The organism is Sphingobacterium sp. UDSM-2020, from assembly GCF_016132525.1.
Classification (GTDB): Bacteria; Bacteroidota; Bacteroidia; order Sphingobacteriales; family Sphingobacteriaceae; genus Sphingobacterium; species Sphingobacterium anhuiense.
Genome location: NZ_CP066166.1, coordinates 5,257,999 through 5,280,863, shown reverse-complemented (window position 1 = coordinate 5,280,863; position 22,865 = coordinate 5,257,999). Strand labels below are relative to the sequence as shown.

20 protein-coding genes are annotated in these 22,865 nt (G+C 36.4%); 6 read left to right on the top strand and 14 right to left on the bottom strand.

Annotated features, from left to right (window positions below; all coding sequences use genetic code 11):
• Positions 1-43: 43 nt before the first annotated feature.
• On the bottom strand, positions 44-1,186 hold the full coding sequence (locus JAZ75_RS22270; RefSeq protein WP_208698630.1) for a serine hydrolase domain-containing protein: 1,143 nt from the start codon (positions 1,184-1,186) through the stop codon (positions 44-46).
• A 325-nt stretch (positions 1,187-1,511) separates the two neighbouring features.
• Here JAZ75_RS22270 and JAZ75_RS22265 point away from each other — a divergent pair, with 325 nt between their 5' ends.
• A complete protein-coding gene (locus JAZ75_RS22265; protein ID WP_208698628.1) occupies positions 1,512-4,040 on the top strand; it encodes a TonB-dependent receptor in 2,529 nt (842 codons plus the stop codon).
• 82 nt (positions 4,041-4,122) lie between these two features.
• Here JAZ75_RS22265 and gap read toward each other — a convergent pair whose 3' ends face one another.
• The 7 genes from gap to JAZ75_RS22230 form a co-directional block, all read right to left on the bottom strand.
• A complete protein-coding gene (gap, locus tag JAZ75_RS22260) occupies positions 4,123-5,121 on the bottom strand; it encodes a type I glyceraldehyde-3-phosphate dehydrogenase (RefSeq protein WP_021190354.1) in 999 nt (332 codons plus the stop codon).
• 9 nt (positions 5,122-5,130) lie between these two features.
• Positions 5,131-5,739 (bottom strand): TlpA family protein disulfide reductase, encoded by a 609-nt coding sequence (locus JAZ75_RS22255; protein ID WP_132842258.1) that lies wholly within the window; start codon positions 5,737-5,739, stop codon positions 5,131-5,133.
• 98 nt (positions 5,740-5,837) lie between these two features.
• Positions 5,838-6,923 (bottom strand): AI-2E family transporter, encoded by a 1,086-nt coding sequence (locus JAZ75_RS22250; RefSeq protein ID WP_132773075.1) that lies wholly within the window; start codon positions 6,921-6,923, stop codon positions 5,838-5,840.
• A gap of 215 nt (positions 6,924-7,138) precedes the next feature.
• Positions 7,139-7,531, bottom strand: a complete 393-nt coding sequence (locus JAZ75_RS22245) for a VOC family protein (RefSeq protein ID WP_208698626.1) — start codon at positions 7,529-7,531, stop codon at positions 7,139-7,141.
• Positions 7,532-7,537: 6 nt separating this feature from the next.
• Positions 7,538-8,602 (bottom strand): NADH:flavin oxidoreductase/NADH oxidase, encoded by a 1,065-nt coding sequence (locus JAZ75_RS22240; protein WP_208698624.1) that lies wholly within the window; start codon positions 8,600-8,602, stop codon positions 7,538-7,540.
• A 54-nt stretch (positions 8,603-8,656) separates the two neighbouring features.
• Positions 8,657-9,373: a 3-ketoacyl-ACP reductase gene (locus JAZ75_RS22235; RefSeq protein ID WP_208698622.1), complete on the bottom strand. Its 717-nt coding sequence runs from the start codon at positions 9,371-9,373 to the stop codon at positions 8,657-8,659.
• Positions 9,374-9,424: 51 nt separating this feature from the next.
• A complete protein-coding gene (locus tag JAZ75_RS22230; RefSeq protein ID WP_021190350.1) occupies positions 9,425-10,036 on the bottom strand; it encodes an NUDIX domain-containing protein in 612 nt (203 codons plus the stop codon).
• On the opposite strand from JAZ75_RS22230, the gene pyrE reads away from it, so the two are divergent.
• Positions 10,035-10,682, top strand: coding sequence for an orotate phosphoribosyltransferase (pyrE, locus tag JAZ75_RS22225; protein ID WP_021190349.1), 648 nt, complete (start codon positions 10,035-10,037; stop codon positions 10,680-10,682). The genes JAZ75_RS22230 and pyrE overlap by 2 nt on opposite strands.
• A gap of 19 nt (positions 10,683-10,701) precedes the next feature.
• Positions 10,702-11,100, top strand: coding sequence for an SRPBCC family protein (locus tag JAZ75_RS22220; protein ID WP_208698620.1), 399 nt, complete (start codon positions 10,702-10,704; stop codon positions 11,098-11,100).
• 79 nt (positions 11,101-11,179) lie between these two features.
• Here the strand turns inward: JAZ75_RS22220 and JAZ75_RS22215 are convergent, their stop codons facing one another.
• The 6 genes from JAZ75_RS22215 to JAZ75_RS22190 all read right to left on the bottom strand — a co-directional run bounded on the left by JAZ75_RS22215 (position 11,180) and on the right by JAZ75_RS22190 (position 18,840).
• A complete protein-coding gene (locus tag JAZ75_RS22215; RefSeq protein ID WP_132842264.1) occupies positions 11,180-11,896 on the bottom strand; it encodes a superoxide dismutase in 717 nt (238 codons plus the stop codon).
• A 446-nt stretch (positions 11,897-12,342) separates the two neighbouring features.
• On the bottom strand, positions 12,343-13,635 hold the full coding sequence (gene brnQ, locus JAZ75_RS22210; protein ID WP_208698618.1) for a branched-chain amino acid transport system II carrier protein: 1,293 nt from the start codon (positions 13,633-13,635) through the stop codon (positions 12,343-12,345).
• A 422-nt stretch (positions 13,636-14,057) separates the two neighbouring features.
• Positions 14,058-15,149, bottom strand: coding sequence for a hypothetical protein (locus JAZ75_RS22205; RefSeq protein ID WP_208698616.1), 1,092 nt, complete (start codon positions 15,147-15,149; stop codon positions 14,058-14,060).
• An 18-nt stretch (positions 15,150-15,167) separates the two neighbouring features.
• Positions 15,168-15,728, bottom strand: a complete 561-nt coding sequence (locus JAZ75_RS22200) for a biliverdin-producing heme oxygenase (RefSeq protein ID WP_132842269.1) — start codon at positions 15,726-15,728, stop codon at positions 15,168-15,170.
• A gap of 18 nt (positions 15,729-15,746) precedes the next feature.
• Complete coding sequence (locus JAZ75_RS22195) at positions 15,747-16,466, bottom strand: HmuY family protein (RefSeq protein WP_208698614.1); 720 nt, start codon at positions 16,464-16,466, stop codon at positions 15,747-15,749.
• A gap of 4 nt (positions 16,467-16,470) precedes the next feature.
• Positions 16,471-18,840: a TonB-dependent receptor gene (locus tag JAZ75_RS22190; protein WP_232789298.1), complete on the bottom strand. Its 2,370-nt coding sequence runs from the start codon at positions 18,838-18,840 to the stop codon at positions 16,471-16,473.
• Positions 18,841-19,130: 290 nt separating this feature from the next.
• On the opposite strand from JAZ75_RS22190, the gene JAZ75_RS22185 reads away from it, so the two are divergent.
• The 3 genes from JAZ75_RS22185 to JAZ75_RS22175 are packed head-to-tail and all read left to right on the top strand — an operon-like array spanning position 19,131 to position 22,858.
• Positions 19,131-19,982, top strand: a complete 852-nt coding sequence (locus JAZ75_RS22185; RefSeq protein ID WP_208698612.1) for a hemin ABC transporter substrate-binding protein — start codon at positions 19,131-19,133, stop codon at positions 19,980-19,982.
• Between the two features lie 8 nt (positions 19,983-19,990).
• A complete protein-coding gene (locus tag JAZ75_RS22180; protein ID WP_208698610.1) occupies positions 19,991-21,025 on the top strand; it encodes a FecCD family ABC transporter permease in 1,035 nt (344 codons plus the stop codon).
• Positions 21,026-21,028: 3 nt separating this feature from the next.
• Complete coding sequence (locus JAZ75_RS22175; protein WP_208698608.1) at positions 21,029-22,858, top strand: heme ABC transporter ATP-binding protein; 1,830 nt, start codon at positions 21,029-21,031, stop codon at positions 22,856-22,858.
• Positions 22,859-22,865: the final 7 nt, after the last annotated feature.

Genomic DNA, 22,865 nt, shown 5'->3' with positions numbered 1-22,865 from the left:
TGTTTTGGAAAAAATAAACCTTAATAATATGATAATATAGTGGTTATTGCTGTATCATTTCTTTATAAATGAGCTGTATGCAATCTTTTAATAGTGGGTTAAAGTCTACGTTTTCAGGTATACGGCAACCATTTGTTATCACAACAATTCCGAATTTTTCTTTAGGATCGAAAAACATAGCACTGTAGAGACCATATGCGGAGCCTGTATGTCCAATTAATACTTTGTTAGGGATCAATGTGTTGATGGATCTTAAAGCTAGCCCATATCCTTCTTCAGCAGTAATGGGCGTCTGCATAATTTTAGAATTCCGTTTCTTAATGATCTGTTTTCCATTTAATCCTGTACCATAGTTCATATACATACCCATGTATTTAGCGAGATCGACTGCTGAGATCTTCATCCCGCCCGTAGGTGAGAAAATAGGAGTGGAATGCCCTAGTGTATAATTTTTTATTTCCAGCGATCTTGGATTATAAGCGCTGGGCTGTGGAAAAAACTCATGCTTAGCAGAATCGTATTCATATAAGGTTACAAATTTGTTTTGATCTAGAGAGTCCACGCAATATCCTGCATACAACTGCAGCGGATCTAAAATATGTTCTTTAATATATTGGTCAAAACGTTGTCCTGAAAGGCGCTCAATCACAGCGCCAACCATATTAAAGTTGAGGTTGCAATAATCGTAGGTCGTGCCAGGTTCGTTTGGGCTGTAAGAAGAGGCATATTGATCTGACTTTGATGGATTGATGACATCAAGATCAAAATATCCATTTTTATCATTAATACTGGAAGTATGGGAGAGAACCATTCTGAGTGTAATCTTCTTATTCGGAAACTTTGGATTTTGAACTTTAAAACCTATTAGATCACCAAAGTCATCATCGAGATGACATTTCTTTTGCTCTATTAACTGCATAATAGCTGTTGCTGAAAAGGACTTTGATATAGAGGCAATTCTGAATAGGTCATCCTGATCCAAAGGTTGTGCTTGTTCTCTGTTTTTCAATCCGTAAGATTTATTGAAAAACAACTCGTTATTTTTAATAACAGCTACCGACAGTCCAATAGCTTCATATTGAGCCATGATATCAGTAATTTTTTTGTCTAAATTGTTGGTTTGTGCCCACGTTATTGGACTTATCAGAAACAAATAAATTAAAAGAAGAGGAACGTACTTTTTCATGATTTAAGGATTAGTATTGGAAAGGTATAAATAATTAATAAGAATCATGATATTGTCTTGCATTTTTATGCAATTTTTATGCTGATTTATTCGGTTTTCAGTGGTTTGGAATAATAAATGGATACCGATATAAAGTAAAGCTGATTTTATTAATAATAGCTATAAAATATAGTTTAAACTACTTTTTTATAATTTAAAATGCTGTTTTAGCTTGTTATACTTATTTGTAAATTAACTCTTTTTATTTAAAATAAATCTAAATAGAATCAAAAAAAGATTGTAAGTTTGCATCCAAAATAAAATTAATCTAATTATTCATACACATATGAAAAAGTCATTTCTCGGCTTAGTTTTAAGCTTAGGATTAGTTGGAGGGGTACAACTTGAGGGGGTTGCACAACATCATGGAATTCATGGGAAACTAAAAAGCAAATCTGGTGCTCCAATCGAAGCAGCTACAGTTACAGTTAAAGAATTGGGGACTTCTACTGCAACAGATCGGAATGGATCGTTTTCATTTTCAACTTTACCAGATGGAACTTATACCATAATTGTTAAAAGTTTAGGTAATGTTATAGACGAAGAGAGGATAAAAGTAGTGAACGGTTCTTCTCAGCCTATTTATTTGGTTGGAGAAAGCCGTGATTCGAAATTGGATGTGGTAGATGTCCGAGGATATAACTCGCATAATAATCAGACTGTCAATGTTGGAAAAGCCGGAATTATAGATAAAGACTTACCGCAAAGCGTTCAGATCATTAATGAGCAGGTGATCCGGGATCAACAGGTTAATCGATTGAGTGATGCCTTGAAAAATGCCAATGGTATTGCTATGGGCGCAAATAGAGGTGGTGTAAATGAAAATTTTTATGCACGTGGATACAGCCTTGGTGCGAATAATATTTTCAAAAATGGTGCACGTACCAATAACGGTGGATCTATTGAAGCGAGTACATTAGAGTCGGTAGAAATATTGAAAGGTAGTGCCGCATTATTATATGGTGGTGTAACTGGGGGTGCTGTCGTTAATTTAGTAACTAAGAAACCTAAATTTGAATATGGAGGTGAAGCTTCATTCCGTGTGGGAAGTTATGATTTTTACAAACCAACGGTTGATGTGTACGGGCCTATTTCAGATAAGGTTGCTTTCCGTGTAATCAGTACTTATGAAAAATCTGGAAGTTTTAGAGATCATGTCGACTCAAAAAGATTGTATGTCAATCCTTCTATTTTATATAAGATCAATGACCGTACGGATATCAACTTTATGTTTGATTACCTAAAAAGCGATTACACACCAGATTTTGGTATTGGATCGGTAGACGGTAAATTGAATCAGGATGTTGGTCGTAATACTTTTATGAATACCTTGTGGGCATATAATAAAACCAATACCACAAATGGGCAGATCAACTTAAATCATCAGTTTAATGATAACTGGAAGTTGAATGCAATTGCGAGTTATCAAAGTTATGGACGTGATTACTACGGATCGGATAGGGTTCAAGCAAATGCACAAGGTATCGCACCACGTAATTTGACGCGTTCAAAATCGGATGAACTTACTTTCAATCAGCAGTTGAATTTAACCGGAACTGTTAAAACAGGTGCTATCAAGCATAAGATCTTAATCGGAGCTGATGCTGATCAGTCTAATACAAAAGCATATGCATACTTTATAGACGGTATTAATTATTATGATAAGCAAGGGGCATTAAAAGTCAATGTTTATGATTCTATTTATGTCTTTAATCCGAGTGAAACGGCGGTTCATTTACCTTCTGGCAAAGGTTTGCGCACAGATATGCCTGGTGCAGAGTATTTGACCAGAACAACGACTAATATTTACCGTTATGGTGTATTTTTTCAAGATTTAATTGAAGTTTCGGAAAAATTCAAAGTATTAGCGGGTTTACGTTATACTTACCAAAGAACACCATATGCAGATAAATACACCTATGCAACTGGTGAAACAGAGGAAGTAAAGAACCTAGATGCAAACAAAAATGAACTGGGTGCTAAAGTTGATCAGGCATGGTCGCCAAAATTTGGTTTGATTTATCAACCGATTAAGAGCTCTAGTGTTTATGTAACTTATGCGAATAACTTCACATCAAACGCAGGTTATGATGTTGATTATAAGCCAATGGGGCCTTCAACGATTGATCAGTACGAAGCAGGTGTTAAAAATGATTTCTTCAATGGTCGTTTAACCCTGAATGCATCGGTTTACAGAATCAATAACAATCGCTTTGCTCAGCAATTATTGGTGAAACCTGATGGCACTGATAATGGAGATACAAATATGAAGGAGTTTTCTGGAAAAACATCTTCAGATGGTGTTGAAGTAGATGTAACTGGTTCTATCTTACCAGGACTAGATATCTTGGCCGGATACTCGTACAACTACATGCGCTATACGGAGACAAGTCCGATCACAAAGATCACGACTGTTGTCAACGGTAGTTCTAAAGTTACGGAGGTTTCTGGTAATGAGGAAGATGTGCGTCTGGTGGGAACAACAGCACATACAGCCAATGGAACTATTTTCTATACTTTGCAAAATGGTGGTGCTAAAGGTCTGAAATTTGGGGTTTCTGCATTTTACACTGGAAGAAGAAATGCCGGTTGGAATAATACAAAAATCAATGTGAGAGATGGTGTTGACCGTTTAATTACTGTTAGCCCATTCACAACAGTAGATATTTCTGCTGGTTATACATATAAAAAATGGAGCATTTTAGCTAAAATGTCTAATGTTAATAATGCTTTCAATTATTATATCCATGAAAACTACAGTGTGAATCCAATTCCTCCAAGAAGTTTCATGACAACATTGACGTATAAATTTTAAAATGTTTAGTTTGCTTATAGTTTATGTTAAAAGGGCCTCCATGGAGGCCCTTTTTATCTTGAATAGCATGTGATTTCGTCTTTTATAGCTTACTGATCTTATCAAGAAGATCAACAAGTCGATTTGAGTATCCAAACTCATTATCATACCAGCCAACAACTTTTACCAGACCTCCTACAATTGAGGTAAGTTCTGAATCAAAGACACAAGAATATGGATTGTTGATGATGTCAACAGATACAATTGGATCTTCTGTATAGTAAAGTACATTTTTCAATTCACCTTCTGCAGCTTCTTTAAATTTTGCATTGATCTCTGCTACTGTTGGTTGATGTGTTAATGTACAGGTAAAATCTGTTAACGAACCGTTTAAAACAGGAACACGGATACCGGCACCACCTAGTTTACCCTCTAAATGAGTAAAAACATTGGTAATTGCCTTGGCAGCACCAGTTGTAGTTGGAATAATGGAAGATGACGCAGCACGTGCGCGGCGAAGATCACGGTGGGGAGCATCATGCAGATTCTGATCACCTGTCATGGAATGTACCGTCGTGATATAACCGTCTTTGATTCCCCAGTTTTCATCTAAAATTTTGACCAAAGGAGCAACATTATTCGTTGTACAAGAAGCATTAGAAAGAATAGGGACATTTAAGTCAAAATCCTTGTCGTTAATGCCTAATACGATTGTTGGTATATCTTTATCTGAAGAGGGGGCAGAAATGATTACTTTTTTTGCTCCCGCTATCAAATGTAAATTTGCTTTCTCTTTACTGGTAAAATGACCCGTTGACTCGACAACGACATCAATGTCAAGCGTATTCCAGGGCAGATTTTCGGGATTCTTTTCATTCGTGACTAAAATACGCTTGTTATTGATGATGAGATGATTGTCATCAAAGTCAACCGTTCCAGAAAATGGACCGTGCACAGAGTCATACTTGAATAGATGTGCTAATGTCTTTGTATCTGTTAGATCATTGATCGCAATGACTTCTAGATGTTCAGCATCCCTAATGAAAATATTGCGCAGTGTATTACGGCCAATACGTCCAAACCCATTGATTGCAATATGCATAACTGATTGTTATTTATGAAATTCAGCTATAGCTTCATTTATATTTTTATCACCTTCCCATTGTGCTTTTAATTGACCGTCGGCACCGTAAACATAATTTGCAGGGAATTGCTCAGGAACATGTATTTTTTGAATAAACTCTTGGCCTTTGTCTACTAAAACTTCAACATTCTCCATTTTTGATAATTTTGGAGCGAAATTGTCAAAGAAGCCTAATATTAAAGCAGGATCATTCATTGAAACATAGTAGATGTTAACATCTTTCAAGCGCTCTCTGTTTTTTTCTAAAGCAGTTGCTTCTTGTTGACAGTGGCTACATCCTGGATCAAAAAGTATAAAAACTGTGTTTTTATCTTTGGAAACATCTGATTTTGAAACTTTAATACCCGATCTTAATTGGTAAAAAGTGAAGTCAGGAAGTGTTTTTGCAGCTTCTTTTTGCATAGCTGCAGGAGCTTCCGTATGTGCACTATGATCATGCCCACTATGGTCGTGACCATCATGCTCATCATGTGCTTCTGTTTTTGCCGCTTCTTGCGTTTTAGTATTTGAATTGCAAGAGAATAACAGGGACGCTGTGACAACTCCTGTTATGCCTAATATTAATTTTTTATTCATGGTAATGGGTATCAATTATCTATCAAAACTATAAAAAATATTGAATTTAAACCTTAAAAAAGCTGATTAATGACACTGTACTGTATAATCATACGATGTTAAGTAATGATATTATTATCATTGTCATAATTTGTGAAGGAGGTTGATTCTATGATTTCAGGTTTTCCCTTTCCATATTCATTGTTGTATACTTTTAATAATACACGAACTGATGAGATGATCAATGGTCCAAAAATAAGCCCTAGCATACCAAAAAGATTTAACCCCAGTAATACGCCAAATACTGTAATCAGTGGCGGTACATCGCCAAGTTTACGCAATATCGTAAAACGAAGTACATTGTCAATACCACCAATTAATATAAATCCATATAAAGCCAGACCAATGGCATTTCCTGTCGAGCCAATAGCTAACAGATAAATTGCGGTAGGTACGTAAACAGTCATCGTGCCCAAGACCGGGATAATCGTGGAAACGGCCGTTATTATTCCTAATAAAATAGGGCTGTCAACTCCAAAAATCCAATAGCCAATACCGGCAACAACGCCCTGACATATGCCAAGAATTGGAATACCGATAGCATTTGAACGTACCATCATGCTTATTTCGTTCCAGAGTTCCTTTTTACTTTGTTGCGAAAAAGGAATAGCATGCTGAATCGTAGATTCCATCTCTTTGCTATAATATTGCATAAAATAAAGTACAAATAAAGCGACGATGATATTGACGACAGTTTCCGCAACAGAATTTAAAACATTGGGTATGTATTTTGCTAATTTTTGAAGAGAATTAAGAATTGCGGCATCGGATAAATCTATGTTTTTTAATACAGGCTTATTGTGCATATAGTCTTTTACAGAATCAAATTTAGACAATAGGTCTTTTTGATTAACAATAAGCTGTTCTAACTGGGGAATTAGGTAGTTAATCAATCCCCATAATGGAAACACAATAAAGATCACAGAAAGACTGATCAGGAATATACTTGAAATAGATTTACCCCACTTTTTCTTTTCAGTGAGGGTATGGTAAATATTTCTAAATAATATATAAAGTGTTATTGCTCCTAAAAAGCCCGGTAGATAGTATGATAAATTTGTAAATATTAATATACAGATCAAAAGTATGATCGTAATCAACATGATTTGGTTAATGGAGTTATTGTTTATTTGTTTGTACTTCATGGCTGGATCCTCAGAATAAATAAATACTAAGCATTTTTTAGCTAAACTAAGATAAATTTGTTTTATTTAATTGTATCATAATATAAAACAAATTTATCGATATCTGCGCTACCTTCAAGAATTATTTTATACTTGAAATTGATTAAATAGGACTAAGCAAGTTCCGGAATGAAATAAAAAAATGTTGGACTAAAGTACAGCTAGCGCTATTGAAATCAAATTTCATAAAGCTCAATGGGTAATCCATCGGGATCTTCAAAAAATGTAAATTTTTTATTTGTAAGTTCATCAACCCGGATGGGCTCTACTGAAATATCAGACTGCTGTAATAGTTGGACTTCTTTGGAGATGTCCTGTACCGCAAAAGCAAGATGTCTCAGCCCTACGGCCTCAGGTCTTGAAGGTCGTTTGGGAGGATTTGGAAATGAAAATAGCTCAATGATATAATTGCCATTTAAGGCTAAATCTAATTTGTACGAGTTTCTGTTTTCACGATACACTTCCTGTATAATGGTAAATCCGAGTAACTCGGTGTAAAACTTTTTGGATTTTTCATAATCGCTACAAATAATAGCAATATGATGTACTTGTTGTAAATTTAATTTCATACCAGATTATTTAGCACGGGCGTATTGATTGGTCCATTCGATGTGATCACCTAAAGTTTCTGCAAAATAGAGTGGAAGATGTGGATTTTTTAGAAAAGCACGCGCTATCATGATGATGTCTGCCTTTTTATCTTGTAAGATTTGTTCAGCGTGCGACGCTTCTTTGATAAGCCCAACAGTTGCTGTGATAAGATCTGTTTCTTTCTTTATTGCCGCAGCAAAAGGCAGTTGGTAATCTTTTGCAGGACTAATTTTTTGATGTGCAACTGTTCCACCAGTAGAAACATCAATTACTTCAACACCTAATTGTTTCAATTCTTGGGCAAGAGTAATAGACTGTTCCAGATCCCAGCCATCAGTAGCCCAGTCTGTCGCAGAAATACGGACCCATAACGATTGTGTTGTAAGTTCATGCTGAACGGTCTCAATGATTTCTTTTAAAAATCGCATTCTGTTGTCTAGAGAACCACCATATTGATCAGTTCTGTCATTCGATAGGGGAGATAGAAACTGATGGATTAGATATCCGTGAGCGGCATGAATTTCAATAATATCATAGCCAGCGGTGACAGCTCTTTTCGTAGCTAGCTGAAAATCAGTAATTGTTTTTTTGATATCATCTAAGGTCATGGCATGAGGGGCTATGTCCTTCTCGGGTCTGAATGCCAGAGCAGAAGGTGCAACTGTTTGCCATCCATTTTCAGCATCCGGTGCAATTTGATAATGATTTTCCCAAGGTTTGCCTGAACTTGCTTTGCGTCCAGCATGTGCTAACTGTATGCCAGGTATTGAATTTTGTTCTTTTATGAATGTCGTTATTTCTTTTAATTTTTCGATTTGTTCATCTTTCCAAATCCCTAGATCTCCGGCACTGATTCTTCCTTCGGGCGAAACAGCTGTTGCTTCCTGAATAATGGCGGCGGCGCCTCCCATTGCAAACTGTCCCAAATGAACAAGGTGCCAGTTATTGGCAAAACCATCTACAGCCGAATATTGGCACATCGGAGAAACGACTAGTCTGTTTTTTAAACTTATGTTTTTTAGGCTAAGGCTTGAAAATAGAATGCTCATATAAAATGATTTAAATGAAATAAAAAAGGAGCATGATGCTCCTTTTAAATTATATTATGGATTTGTTGACCAAAGCGAAGCAGATTTTAACATCGCTCTTCTTGGTAATTTTAAGTTTGCAATAATCAATTCTGCAAAATCCTCAGGTTGCAATACTGATTCTGGATTTCCATCTGTTAATCCGAGATCTTTGGACATATCCGAAGCAATTGTGCTTGGCATTAGCGTGCAAACGCGAATATTATATTTACGGACCTCGCGCATTAACGAATCGGCCATACCGATTACGGCAAATTTAGATGCACTATAAGCAGAAGTCGTTGCGGCTCCATTCAGCCCTGCGGTAGAAGAAACAAAAATAATGTCACCTTCATTTTTTTCAATCAACTGTGGAAGTACTGCTTTTGTTACGTGGTAACTACCCAATACGTTTGTGTTAATAATATTTGTCCAAGTTTCGGCATCCATATCCAATAAAGATCCAAAGGCTGCAATTCCTGCATTGTTGATGATAATGTCAAACTGACCAAATGAAGCATTCAATTTTGCTATTGCTTCCTGCACAGCTGCTAAATCTGAAACATCAAAAACTTCATAAGTAGCTTGTACGCCTATATCCTGTAATTCCTTTACCGTAGTTTTCAGAAGTTCTTCGTTACGACCTGTGATAGCGACATGAACACCTTCTTTCGCTAGTGCGATAGCAGTTGCTTTTCCTAATCCACGAGCACCACCAGTGACGAGTGCTTTTTTCCCAGCTATATTTTCCATGTTTTAAAATTACTGATTCAAGTCCAGTTTAATGTCAATCAAATTTAATAATTACAAGTTTTCCTCTAAAATATTTGCGATGATCGGATAGGTATTTTGTTTTACCTGCTTCAGACTATGTTTATCTAACCATTCCGCTTTGGTAATATCCTCTTCAGTTTGAGGTATGAGTTTAGGGATTTTATTAACACCCATTTCATACCAATTGGTTTGTTTCAGGATAAAATCACCATTTCTCAAATAATAAGTATGGTATGATGTCTGTATTTTCTTTCCGAGGTAATCTATTTTTATGCCACATTCCTCTTCCACTTCCCGTACAGCAGCTTCTTTCATCTTTTCATGACTTTCTACTTTCCCTTTCGGAAGGTCCCATTTGCCTAATCTAAAGATGAATAAATAGTCGCCATCGCCATTTTTCACTAAGCCTCCGGCCGCTTTTATGATTTTATTCTTTTCCTTTAATTTATGGAAAATCAATTCACAGTCTTTATGAATATATAAAAATGATTTAGGAATGTCATTTTGTTCAGATAATTTAAAAAGTTTTTCAAGTTCAATATCTTGAACATCAATAGTTTGAGGGTTTTTAATACCCGTGGGAACAAAATCTGCCAAAATTAGCACAGATTGGTTCATATAAATTTTATAAATTTGCGACATGAATAATTTAAATGAGGTTGAACAAAAAGTTGCCGAATCCTTATTGCAAATTAAAGCAATAAAATTGCAACCTAAAAACCCTTTTACTTGGGCATCGGGTTGGAAGTCTCCAATTTATTGTGATAATCGTATTACTTTATCGTATCCAGCAATCCGTACGTATATTCGTCAGAAGCTTTCAAAGTTGATTCAAGAAGAATTTGGATCAGTGGATATGATTTCTGGTGTAGCTACTGCAGGTATTCCACAAGGTGTACTAGTTGCTCAAGATTTGGGCTTACCATTTTCTTATGTGAGAAGCAGTGCTAAAGATCACGGTCGTCAAAATATGATTGAAGGTGAGATTGTTAGCGGTCAACGTGTTGTTGTTGTTGAAGATTTAGTTTCAACGGGTAAAAGTAGTTTAATTGCGGTAAAAGCTTTACGTGAGGCAGGATGTAATGTGGTAGGTCTAGTGTCTATTTTCACATATGGTCTGGATGAAGCAACAAAGAATTTTGCTGATGCAAAATGTACTTTACATAGTCTTTGTGATTACAATTCACTCATTCAAGTGGCTGCAGAAAATGGTTTTATTTTTGAAGAAGATGTTGAGTTATTAAAAGATTGGAGAAAAAATCCTTCAACCTGGTCACCAATTGTCTAATTTATAAAAAGGAATTTTTATGACAACTATTCAGAACAATGTAACAATTGAAAAGTCGGTTCAGGAGGTTTATGCTTTTTTGAAAGACTTAAATAATCATGAGCAATTGATGCCTGAGAATATTTATAATTGGTCGTCAACTGCCGATGAGGCACGTTTTACAATTCAGAATATGGCTAAGTTGGCCCTGAAAGTAGACGAAAGGATAGAAGATCAAGAAATAAAACTAGTTCCATCTGAAAAGGCTCCTTTTGATGTTACATTAAAATGGACTTTGTCAACAGTTTCGGCTAACGTAACAGTGGCAACATTTACGATTGAAGCTGACTTGAATATGATGATGAAAATGATCGCTTCAGGACCTCTTCAAAAATTAGCTGATTTTCAACTGAATAAATTGAAAGAGATTTTAGGATAATCTATCCCTATTTTATCCTATAAATTTTCAGTCTATAAAGAAATGTCTTCCAATTTGGAAGACATTTTCATTTTATATATTATGCAAGTCTTTCGTGTACTTTATTCCAATTCACTACATTCCACCAGTTTTTGATGTAATCTGCCCTCTTATTTTGATAATGTAAATAGTAGGCATGTTCCCATACATCTAATGCTAAAACAGGAATACCTCTTTGATCGACCACATCCATTAATGGATTGTCTTGATTAGCGGTTGATGTTATTTTTAGCTTACCTGAATCGTCCAAGATTAACCAGGCCCAGCCTGAACCAAATCTTGAAGTCGCCGCAGCCGCAAACTGTTCTTTAAATTTGTCCATTGATCCAAAAGATGAGATGATCAATTGCATCACTTTTTCAGAAGGACCCGTTTGTTTTCCAGATAGGTTTTCCCAGAAAAAATTATGATTCCAAGCCCCGCCAGCGTTATTGCGTGCTTTAGCAGAATATTTAGAAATATTTGCCAACAACTGCTCTTCAGAAGTTTCAGTAATATTTTCTGCAACTATCGCCTCATTGATCGCTTTAATATATGCAGTATGATGCTTCGTGTAATGGATTTCCATTGTTAAGGCATCAATATTGGGTTCGAGGTCGGAATAAGTATAAGGAAGTTTGATTTGACTAAAAGAAAGAGGAGCGGCTTGATTACGTGCAGGTTCAGCTTGGGCTAAATTAGTTAAAACACTGCCCGATACTGCGACAGCCAAGGTTGCTTTAGCGGTGTTGTGAAGGAAGTTTCTACGTGTTTGCATTCTTTTATTTATTAAGTTAATGGTAGTAATATAACGCGTTTTTTTTGTTTTATTATTCTTTAACACGGGAAATTTTAGAATAGAACGAGAATGTTACTAAACCATGACTTTTGCTATTTTTTTAAGATGCTGTTGTAGCTGAAATTTTCTTTTAAATTCAATAAAGTTAAAATTAAGTATAAAAAGTGGCGAAGTATTAACTCTTAATGTTGACTTCGTGGCTCAACGTTTTTAGGACAGGATTTAAACTTCTAGTCGAAATACCGCGGTGTGCCGAAGATCTTCTTTTGAAATTATAATTGCTTGTTGTGCTGTAAATATATGAGGATAGCCACATTTATCTTGCATCATCAATAGGTCTGACGGGACATCTGGTTTTGTATATAGCGGTTATGAAAAGGTTGTTATCATACTCTATGACAACAACCCATTTTAGGATATTATATCTAGCGACTTACTTTTAACTTATCCAAGAGCAAAAACAATAAAAATCCAACAATTGAAGGAATAACCCACCACAGTTCATATGTCGCCAAAGGAATTGATGCTAATATATTTTCAGCTCCTTTAATATGTATATCAAATCCTGCTAAGAGATAAATTGTAGAAACAAGTGTTGTTCCTGCTAAAGCTCCAATGTAGGGTAGTCTAGATTTATTCAAACGACCAAAGATAAGTACATAGAGTACGAGGGTAATTACAATTGGATAAATGAATGCTAAAAATGGATAAGCAATTTGAATAATATACTCCACTCCGGTTATGGCAAGTACTGCCGAAAAGAGACAGCAAATAATGACAATCCACTCGTAGGTAATTCGATTATTAAACAGCTGACTAAAAAATGTACCTACAGCACAAGTTAAGGCGATTGCAGTAGTTAGGCACGCTAATGCAATACTGACTGAAATGGCAAGCACCCCATAGCTTCCAAAGATTTTATGCGAAATAAACAGGAGTAACTCTGCCCGTTTTACATCTGGAGATAAAGGATATCCAGATTTTGCCCCTAAAAAAACTAAACCACCGTAGATCAATAATAAACAAAATGTTGCTAGGCAACCTGCACTCGTGACGATTCTATTTTTATCTTTAAGTTTTTCATATCCTTTGGCTTTTGCTGCAGCGATAATAATACTGCTAAAAATGACAGAAGCCAACACATCCAATGTTTGATACCCTTCTATGAAACCAAGCTTAAAGGCTTGCATGGATTCCATCTGATGTGCGATATTCGGTGATAAAGGAAACAAAATTCCCATGATGATCATACCGATCAATAAGATCAAAAGTAACGGTGTCAGAAAATTTCCAATTACATTCACGACTTTGGAAGGGCGGATAGAAAGGATAAAAGTAACCGCAAAAAATAGTATTGAACCCCAGATGGGAGATAAGTTCGGAAATGCAGGCAATAAACCTACTTCAAAAGTAGTCGCGGCTGTTCTCGGAATGGCAATTAGAGGCCCTATACCCAGCATGATGATGATACCCAGGATGGTGGCTATATAAGGATGAGTTCGATTGCCTAGATCTTTGAATGATTCACCTGAATTGATGATCGATAAAACGCCTAACAGAGGAAGTAAAATACCTGTAAGCCCAAAACCTATTATTGCCCAGTCCCATTGATCTGCCGCATTTAATCCAATAAAAGGAGGAAGCAGTAAGTTCCCAGCTCCAAAAAACATAGCAAATAAGGCGAATCCTAGTGTCGTAATATCTTTGATTTTTTTCATCAATAGTTAATTATGTTCTTTCAAACAGGTCTGAGCTTTTTATCAACACAAGAGTGTTCATAGGCTGCACGTTGTAGATCTTTGAGATGTAAATAGTATTATCGAACGGCAAATATAATAGGACTTTCCAATTAAACAAGAAATAAGTAACGCTGTTTTTAAATAGCTTATTTATATTGTTGACTAGGGTTCGGAAATAAAATGAAGTATAAGCAATATGATTGCAGTAGTTTGAATGTCTGTATTGCCGCGTAAAATGATCAGATCTAAGATTTTTTTATCTTCCCTAAGTTATACTGAAATCAGTTGATCTCAAAAAAGAGAACGAATACCATGGAGATATCATACATCGTACTAAAAATAAGAAAGCATCTTGATACAAATCAAGATGCTTCATGCTATTATAAAATTGACTTTTAGGTCTATTTTATGAACTGTTTTATTTTCAATTTGAAGGTTGCATCTCGCCCTGCAGTAACGAGTTCATCTATTTTGAAGATGATGACTTCATTTGGATTTTCAGATAAGGATGTTCCTTTGTATAATACTACAAACCGATCAGCAGTAGGATGTAGAGCATGTGTAGGAGCACCTGCGTATACCACCCATATTGGGCCTGTCACCGGCTGCCCCATGCTAGTCGCATCTAATCCTAATGATGTTGCTTCTTTGAAATCAAGTTCTTTTAAGTTCGCGATTTTGATATCTTCAATGCTTTTTCCTTTTAAATCGAAATATCCAAATTTATAAGCTGTTGTACTTGGCTTAAGCGTAGTACCCGACAACCCAGAAAAATTAACAAGACTTGTTTCGACAGTTTCTGTAATTTTATCATTTAACACATCATAAAATGCTGTTTTACCAGAAGGAACAGCAACAGTACCTGTTTTTACCTCTTTTTCTTTGAGGATATTGATATTATGCGATTCCGATTTTAATTGGTATCGTGCATTTCCATCCTTGGCTGTTACTTTATCTGCTTGCATAATGATGACTTCAGTTTGTGCACCACTTGTGATGTCTGCTTTTTTGTAGAATACAATATAACGATCTGCAGTCGGGTATACAGCATGATTATTTTTATAGTCATAAATAATCCAAGTTGGACCGTTTGCCGGTTCTCCTGCAGTGGATGCATCAATGGTTAAAAAATTAGTTTCTTTAACATCCAATTGGTTAAAGTCTGCTGTATTGGTCAACTTAATATCTTTGATACTCGTATTTTTCAAGTCAAAATATCCCATTTGATAGCCTTGGTTTCCCAAATCTAAACGAGACCCGTACATGCCTGAAAGTTTAAAAGTATAAGAGCTTTCTGTCGCATCTTCTTGTTTCTTTAAGTCGTAAAATATGGTTTTACCACTTGGTACAGCAACATTAAGTCCTTCAGTTTTGAAAACTTCTTCTTCTTTTGGATCTTCAACTTTATCTTTTTTACAAGCTGTAAATTGAAAAGAGGTCAGTGCAATAGCACTAACACACAGGATACTTTTTAATTTGTGTGATGATTTCATGATTACACGGATTTAAAATTACGAGATAACTGCTTTTGAATTAAATGTATTGGTAAATGCTTCAAATGTCGCTAATGCAGCATCGATAGCTTCTTGCTCGTCATTTTCGGCAACTTCTGCATTGATTATTGCAGTAAACTCCGCCCATTTTTCCATTGATTGGTCACCATAACCATTAAAAAAGTTAAATCCCGAATTGATACCTCTATGTTGAAGCATTTTGACAATATGTGGTCCGCCCATGATAGATCCCTCTAGTACATAAAGAGCACCGATAGCTTGGTTTTTTGTGCTGATCGTCGGTAACACAACTTCAGGTAAGTTTTCTAAACTACCACCTAGTTCAATGATATCTTTGGCAACATGTGATGCATTTCTGCGTGTGGCATAGTAAGACGCTAAGCTTGCTGGTAATGCCGCTTCAATGTTTCCTTCTGCAGCATTAAAATAAGCATAGAAATATTTCAATACGTCTGCATAATCTAAGTTATTTTCAATAGCCTTCAATTTAAAAATAACATTTTTTTCTAACTCTTGATGGCCATTTTTTGTGGCTTCTTTGATTTTTAAGTTTAACATGATATTTGCTTATTAATTTTATAAATTACTCGTTTTTAAATTTTTTGTTCCATCTTCTTGTATGAAATATCGGAAAGTAAAGTAGGGGGCAGGCCAGTAAAGGTCAGTAATAGGCGTAAAATTGTGAATACCCTGATATACACTGATCATTTGTAGCTTGACATATTTTCCATTACTTAAACGGATGACATAGGTGCGGTCAGGCATGGCCTGTACCAGATGACGCTGTATATTATAATCATACCAGCCTGATGACTCGGCATCCATAATAATACCGAATGCATTTATTTTTGAGTTTTCAAATTCAATATCCTCAGGAGCTGAATCGACTTGGTCATATGGCTTTTTAATCAGTACAACGCGGTGTCTTGATGGATTTCCGTAAGCGGGATTATTTTCCATCGTTCCATCATTAATAAAAAGTGTTCCATTGTATTGTCCTGTAAAGGCAAGATCCCAATCTGTTTTTGCAAAGTTCGTTACAGAATCGGTATGATTTTTTAACCAAGTCTGGTTTTGATCTGAAAACCGAAATAGGAAAGTATAAAAGTCTCTTGTTTCTTTGGGGTTTCCGCCACCGACACCAGCTCCGACATAAGCATTTACATCACCAGCAAGATCTTTTATGATTGTACTTTTTCCGTCGGCTAAGATGTCTGGCTCAATGTTGGGTTTAAAACATGAAGTAAACACTGTTGCTATGCAACTATAAAAGAGTATTTTTATGGATAATTTCATCTTTTTACTTTATTAATCTGTAGGATAGGCCAAAGGATACACTTCGACCAATTTGGCCTGGAATTAAATAATTAATATAGTTTCCGAGGTTTTCTCCAGTCACCCGGACAGTTAAAGGAAGTTTGTCAAACTTTTTTTCAATAGTTGCATTATAGAGAATATGCTGATTGACAAATGTGTCAAAACGATCAATAAAATGATTGCCATTTGCATCTGAAAATGCATACTTCCCTCTGTAGTTAGCACGTGCATTTATTGTCAGATTCCAAGGAGCTTGATAAATTGCACCTATGTTGAATTGATGTCTTGATCTGTTTTCTAAGCCCCAGTAGTCTTTTGATGTTGGCGTAAATGTCTCTCCGGTCTTTGGATCTCTTAAGGTATTAAATGGCCAATTCCCTTGTTTTATACTATCAACAACACTCATATCTTTCGCAATCAGGTATTGATAGCCTGCATTGATTGTGATTTTTTCTAATACCCGAGTAGAAAAAGATATGTCAAATCCTTTATTGACTGACTTTGGTAAATTTTGATACGAATAAATCGCCATGTTTTGCATACCTGTAGCAACCTGTATACTATTGATTTGATTTTTAAGCTGATGACGAAATACATTGACTTCTACTGTTGTATTTGTTAACGGCTTCCAGGTCAAACCTGCATTGATTGAGGTGTTGTGCTCGGCTTTTAAGTTACCATCAAGTTGATTGATGATGTAATTGCGACGTTCAGAAATTTGTCCTGCGGCATCCATTTCATCCAAAGTACTGTTTAAAACTTCATTGCCGATAACGTAGTAATTGGCAGCAGGGTTGTAAAACACCTGATAACGGGTCTTGAAGTCAGGAGCTTTAAATCCAGTTCCTATACCTGTTTTCAAAGCAAGCTGAGGCAGTAATTGATAGGTCACACCTAAACTTGGGTTTAATCGCCCTCCGTAATTGTCTGTCTGGTCATAGCGCAATCCTGCAACAACAGTGGTTTTTTCTCCGATTGTTTTATTCGCTTGGGAATATAAAAAGAAGTTCTTCTGATTTTTGTTGTCAAAATTTTCAGCAAGATCCATAGCTTCTATAGCTCCACCTAGTCCCATAGTCACATTTAGGCCTTCTGACTGATAAGCAAATTGTTGTTCCAGACGATGGACCATCTGTGTGAAATTGTCTGAAGCTAAATTGGCATTGTTTTGCTGTGCTGTTACTTTATTATCGGATTGATAATGCGATACGTAATAGGTAGAAAGCGATTTCCAGCGTTCATTCCAACGACTATCGTAGAACAATGAAGCATTGATGTCAGTCTCTTTTTGTTGATCTAGCGTGCTGAAATCTTGTCCGTAACCACGTTGCATATCGGATTGCCGATAGTTATAACGCCCTGAAGCGCCAATGAAATGCTGATTATCTTTCAATTGATGTCTTACTTTTCCCTGGATGGAAAAAGTTTGGTAGGGTGGGACTGTGGTTCCGCTTGACTGAAATTTTTTGTTTGTATTAAAACCATCCGTACGGTAGTAATTCGTAGATAGTAAAGCTGTTCCTCTATTTTTATTAAAGGAAGTCTCACCTTCTAAAGTTGCATCCAATACGTTGAAGCTTCCATAGTTAATATTTGCATGCATTTGAGGAGTTACTTTTCCTAAACGGGTGATGATATTGATCGCTCCTCCCAGTGCATCACTCCCATAAAGACAAGAAGAAGCCCCTTTGATAATCTCTATACGTTCTATATTTGTTACCGAAATACGTGATAAGTCAAAGTTACCGGAACTTCTGCCGAGCATCGGCTGTCCGTCAATAAGGATCATGACGTATTCACTAGAGAATCCCTGCAGCTGCACACCTACAGAACGGTTACCGCCAGCAGTATTGTTAACAATAGCAATACCTGTCTGTTCTTTTAAGACCTCGTCCAAACGTCTACTCCCCATAAGTTCAATTGCCTTCCTGTCGATAATAGTAACCGGCATAGCAGAGTTCTTAGGATCAATTAATGTTGGACGGTTTTGAATCTCTTGCGTAACCAATGCTTCATCTAAAACTTGATTCGATTTATGAAGCTGGAAGCGATGTAGCTGCTTGTCTTTTGCGATCAACTCAATAGAGCCAGTTAAGGTTTCATATCCAATTGCACTTAAAGTATAAGTATATGTTCCGGCATATAATTTTTTGACTATGAAATTTCCCCGATTATCTGTTTTTGTCGTAGATCGGTCTGGTTCGATTAAAATACTAACATCTGCCAACGGTCTTTGTAATTCATCCACAATAAGCCCCTGAAATTGCGCATTCTGTTGTGCAAGCACTGAATTGCTTTTCCCGATCAGAAAAAGAAAATTAAATAGCAGGCATAGATAGTGTGTTGTCTTCAAAGTTATTTGTAATAATTCTAAATAATAATGCAAGTATCTCCATAAAATGCCAAAGTTTATTTATGCATTGTGTATTTTGATTTGTGCAAAGTGTATTAATTTTTGTGCAATATGATATTATTTAAATGACATAATGATCCCTCTTGTTTAGTTAATTTATTGTTATTCAGGGTATTTATGTTATTTATATCTATTCTTGTGTATTAGTATAAGCGTATTGCAAACAGAACTCTTTATTTGTAATTAGTTTAAATAAGCCCATTTTTGTTCTTCATAAATGAACAAATTATATGAAGAAAATATTAAATAATTTTGCGCTTATCATCATTTTATGGTCTAGCTATACAGTAGCTATAGCACAGGGCAACACGCCAAAAAGAATTGTTTCCTTAAGTGGAAGTTTGACGGAAATTGTTGATGCATTAGGGCTAGGTGCTAATCTAGTGGCTGTTGATGTGACAAGCGATTATCCAAGTTATGTGAAAGAGATTCCTAAAGTGAGCAAAAACAGATCAATTACGGCTGAAGGAATTGCTTCATTTCGTCCAGATATCGTACTAGGTTTTGAAGGAGAGGTCAGTGCGGCTGTATTGGCGCAATTTAAGACCTTGAATATTTCATGTGTTTTGTTTAAACAGGAATTTTCTGAGGCAGGATTAATAGGATTGGTTCGCAAAGTAGGACAATCTTTAAATGTTACTACAAAGGGAAATCAGGTTGCAGATCAATTATCGAAAGATCTAAAGTCGGCAATTGCGAAGGGAAAATCGAGTAAAGCAACTAAAATGATGTTTGTATATGCACGTGGGGCAGGAGCAATGAGTGTATCTGGTTCAGGAACTGCCGTTGATGCGGTAATCAAGTTAGCCGGTGCTCAAAATGTGATGAAAGGTTTTACAGGATACAAAACATATAATACAGAAGCTTTAGTTCAGGCCAATCCGGAAGTTATTTTGTTATTTGATTTTGGGATGTCCAGTTTAGGAGGAAAAGAAGCTATTTTGAAGTTACCAGGTGTTAACTTAACTACAGCAGGTAAAAATAAAAGAGTAATTGCTATGGATGCATCCTTGTTAAATGGTTTCAGTATGCGTTTACCACAGGCGATACAGCAGTTGCACGAAAAATTATTTGGAAAATAGTTGCTGTAATGAAAAATACCTTAATTTACACGCTACTCAGCATATTACTTATTATCGTAGTCATATTTTCATTAGGGATGGGATCGATTTCGGTTTCCTTTTGGGATGTTTGCTCTATACTGTTACATAAGATAGGTCTTAAAGCTTCATCAGGTATTGATGAGCTGACTGTGAATGTTTTGGAGCAAATACGATTACCTAGAATTCTAATGGGAATTGCAGTTGGTGCAGCTTTAGGAATCAGTGGAGCAGCTATCCAAGGTATATTTCGAAATCCATTAGCGGAACCTGGCTTAATGGGAATTTCTTCAGGCGCTTCTTTCTTTGCCGCACTCGTTATCTCTTTCGAAGGCTTGTTACTTCCCATGATTTCTGCAAGCCTGGGTTATTACGTTCTGGCATTTGCCGCGTTTTTAGGAGCAACATTGACAGTGCTTATTGTTTATCGTATATCCATGAACAATGGGAAATCTCATATTGCAACCATGCTTTTAGCAGGTGTTGCTATGAATGCATTTGCAGGAGCCTTAACGGGATTATTGAGTTATTTAGCAACTGAACAACAATTACGTTCCATCACCTTTTGGTCATTGGGCAGTTTAGCGGGAGCATCATGGGAAAATATTAAAGTATTGTATCCCTGTGTCTTTATTTCTTTAGTTATTCTACCTCTTTTTGCGAAACAATTGAATGTTTTTGCTTTAGGAGAATCTCAAGCTGAAATGATGGGCGTCAATACAAGCCGGTTGAAAATTGTAGTTATTTTGTTTTCAACATTGGCAGTAGGAGCAGCTGTTGCATTTTCCGGAGTTATCAGCTTCGTGGGTTTATTAGTGCCGCATGCAATCCGATTGATTGGTGGTGTTGATAATCGTTACGTGCTCGTGGCATCAAGTATTGCCGGAGCATTGGTCCTCACACTTGCTGATCTGCTTTCGCGCTTAATTATTCAGCCATTGGAACTTCCTATTGGGGTTATTACAGCATTATTGGGTACTCCAGTTTTCTTATTTATCCTGATCAGAGACAAGAATAAAATCTAGTTTATGCTACAAGTACAATCACTATCATACGAAATCAAAGGGCGTCCCATTTTAAGGGATATTGATATCTCTATTCAAAAAGGCGAATTTTACGCAATTGTAGGAGCAAATGGAGCCGGAAAAACATCTTTGTTACGTATGTTGGCTTCCGATCTGAAACCTGCAAAGGGAGAAATATTGTTTAAAGGCAAACCACTTCGTTCTTACTCATTGAAAGAACTTGCTTATGCGAGAGCTTTCCTACACCAGTCCAATAGTATGGCTATGGCGTTTACTGTCGAGGAGGTCGTCCGTATGGGACGCTATCATTTGAAAGCATCTCAGGAGCAACACAACGTGGCTATAGCAGAGTGTATGCGCATCTGTGAAGTCGAACATGTGGGCGATAGAAAAATACAGCAACTGTCGGGTGGAGAGCAGCAACGTGTTCATTTTGCAAGGGTATTGGCACAGGTGTGGGACCAGAAAGACGTTTTGTTATTATTAGATGAGCCTGTAGCGAGTATGGATATCCAATTTCAACATCAAACACTAGCCATTGCGAAAGCTTTGACTGCTGTTGGGTTTAGTGTTGTCGCCATATTACATGAACTGAATCTTGTTGCACAGTATGCCGATCGTGTATTGATGCTCAAATCGGGTAGGAAATGGTGGGAGGGAGCTCCTATTGAAGTGCTCAAGCCTGAAAATATATATGCTATATTTGGTGTACAAACAAAAGTGAGTACTGATATGGCTACGCTGACACCGTCTGTACAAACCTGTACAGTACATTATTCAGCAGCAAAATTTAATTCAAATTATAAACATGAACTGGCGATGGAATTAAAAGAAAAGTACGAAAATTATAAAAAAGATAATCCTAAGGCAAGGATTTACGACTGTGCAAAAGCACTTAAGGTAAGTGAAGCACAGCTTCTATTGACACAATTGTCAGATGATGTGGTGTTACTTAAGGATGATATTTGGGCTATTTTGCAGGAATTACCACGCTTAGGGCATGTTATGGCTTTGACACGTAATGATGCATGTGTTCATGAAAGAAAAGGAACGTATCCCACACCTTCCAATGAGGGGCATGTCGTACTATTTCATAATGATGATATTGACCTACGCGTTTTTATTCAGAATTGGGCCTATGCATTTGCTGTAAAAGTTAAAGATCTTTTGAGTATCCAGTTCTTTGATACAGCGGGATTAGCTGTTCATAAAGTTTATTTGACCAAAGACTCTAATCCGATTGCTGTTTATGAAGAACTTGTAAATTCTTATCGTGCTGCAGACCAGACGTATTTTACAATCAATGTTCCCGCAGTTTTAAGTGATATTTCCATTCCAGATACGGAAATTGCTGTCGATAGTTTTCAGTCAGATTGGCTCAATATGAAGGATAGCCATGAATTCTTTGGTATTTTACGTAAATATAGCTTACAGCGGACACAGGCATTGCGTCTGGCACCTTCTGGTTTCGCAGAACAATTGCCATTAGAGCGATTTACAGAAATCTTAAACCAGGCTTCAGAACAGGACGTTCCTGTCATGGTTTTTGTTAGCAATAAAGGCTGTATACAGATACATTCGGGATTGATCACGAAACTTGTAACTATGGAAAATTGGTTTAATGTACTAGATCCACAGTTTAATCTGCATCTTAATATGGATGCGATTGACCAAATATGGCAGGTTAGAAAACCTTCTACAGATGGTGATGTAAACGCATTGGAAGTTTACGACAAGCAGGGAAATCTAATTGTTCAACTTTTTGGGAAACGAAAACCGGGTATTCCTGAATTAGAATCATGGCGTTCGCTATTGCAAGGTCAAAAGGTATAAAAGTAAA

Bases quoted from the DNA above. Each gene is read 5' to 3' on its own strand.
- JAZ75_RS22240 (WP_208698624.1), bottom strand. From the start codon at position 8,602: ATGAGCATTCTATTTTCAAGCCTTAGCCTAAAAAACATAAGTTTAAAA.
- JAZ75_RS22200 (WP_132842269.1), bottom strand. From the start codon at position 15,728: ATGTTAAACTTAAAAATCAAAGAAGCCACAAAAAATGGCCATCAAGAG.
- pyrE (WP_021190349.1), top strand. From the start codon at position 10,035: ATGAATAATTTAAATGAGGTTGAACAAAAAGTTGCCGAATCCTTATTG.
- JAZ75_RS22195 (WP_208698614.1), bottom strand. From the start codon at position 16,466: ATGAAATTATCCATAAAAATACTCTTTTATAGTTGCATAGCAACAGTG.
- JAZ75_RS22175 (WP_208698608.1), top strand. From the start codon at position 21,029: ATGCTACAAGTACAATCACTATCATACGAAATCAAAGGGCGTCCCATT.
- JAZ75_RS22230 (WP_021190350.1), bottom strand. From the start codon at position 10,036: ATGTCGCAAATTTATAAAATTTATATGAACCAATCTGTGCTAATTTTG.
- JAZ75_RS22220 (WP_208698620.1), top strand. From the start codon at position 10,702: ATGACAACTATTCAGAACAATGTAACAATTGAAAAGTCGGTTCAGGAG.
- JAZ75_RS22265 (WP_208698628.1), top strand. From the start codon at position 1,512: ATGAAAAAGTCATTTCTCGGCTTAGTTTTAAGCTTAGGATTAGTTGGA.
- JAZ75_RS22235 (WP_208698622.1), bottom strand. From the start codon at position 9,373: ATGGAAAATATAGCTGGGAAAAAAGCACTCGTCACTGGTGGTGCTCGT.
- JAZ75_RS22270 (WP_208698630.1), bottom strand. From the start codon at position 1,186: ATGAAAAAGTACGTTCCTCTTCTTTTAATTTATTTGTTTCTGATAAGT.
- JAZ75_RS22245 (WP_208698626.1), bottom strand. From the start codon at position 7,531: ATGAAATTAAATTTACAACAAGTACATCATATTGCTATTATTTGTAGC.
- JAZ75_RS22185 (WP_208698612.1), top strand. From the start codon at position 19,131: ATGAAGAAAATATTAAATAATTTTGCGCTTATCATCATTTTATGGTCT.
- JAZ75_RS22250 (WP_132773075.1), bottom strand. From the start codon at position 6,923: ATGAAGTACAAACAAATAAACAATAACTCCATTAACCAAATCATGTTG.
- JAZ75_RS22255 (WP_132842258.1), bottom strand. From the start codon at position 5,739: ATGAATAAAAAATTAATATTAGGCATAACAGGAGTTGTCACAGCGTCC.
- JAZ75_RS22180 (WP_208698610.1), top strand. From the start codon at position 19,991: ATGAAAAATACCTTAATTTACACGCTACTCAGCATATTACTTATTATC.
- brnQ (WP_208698618.1), bottom strand. From the start codon at position 13,635: ATGAAAAAAATCAAAGATATTACGACACTAGGATTCGCCTTATTTGCT.
- gap (WP_021190354.1), bottom strand. From the start codon at position 5,121: ATGCATATTGCAATCAATGGGTTTGGACGTATTGGCCGTAATACACTG.
- JAZ75_RS22205 (WP_208698616.1), bottom strand. From the start codon at position 15,149: ATGAAATCATCACACAAATTAAAAAGTATCCTGTGTGTTAGTGCTATT.
- JAZ75_RS22215 (WP_132842264.1), bottom strand. From the start codon at position 11,896: ATGCAAACACGTAGAAACTTCCTTCACAACACCGCTAAAGCAACCTTG.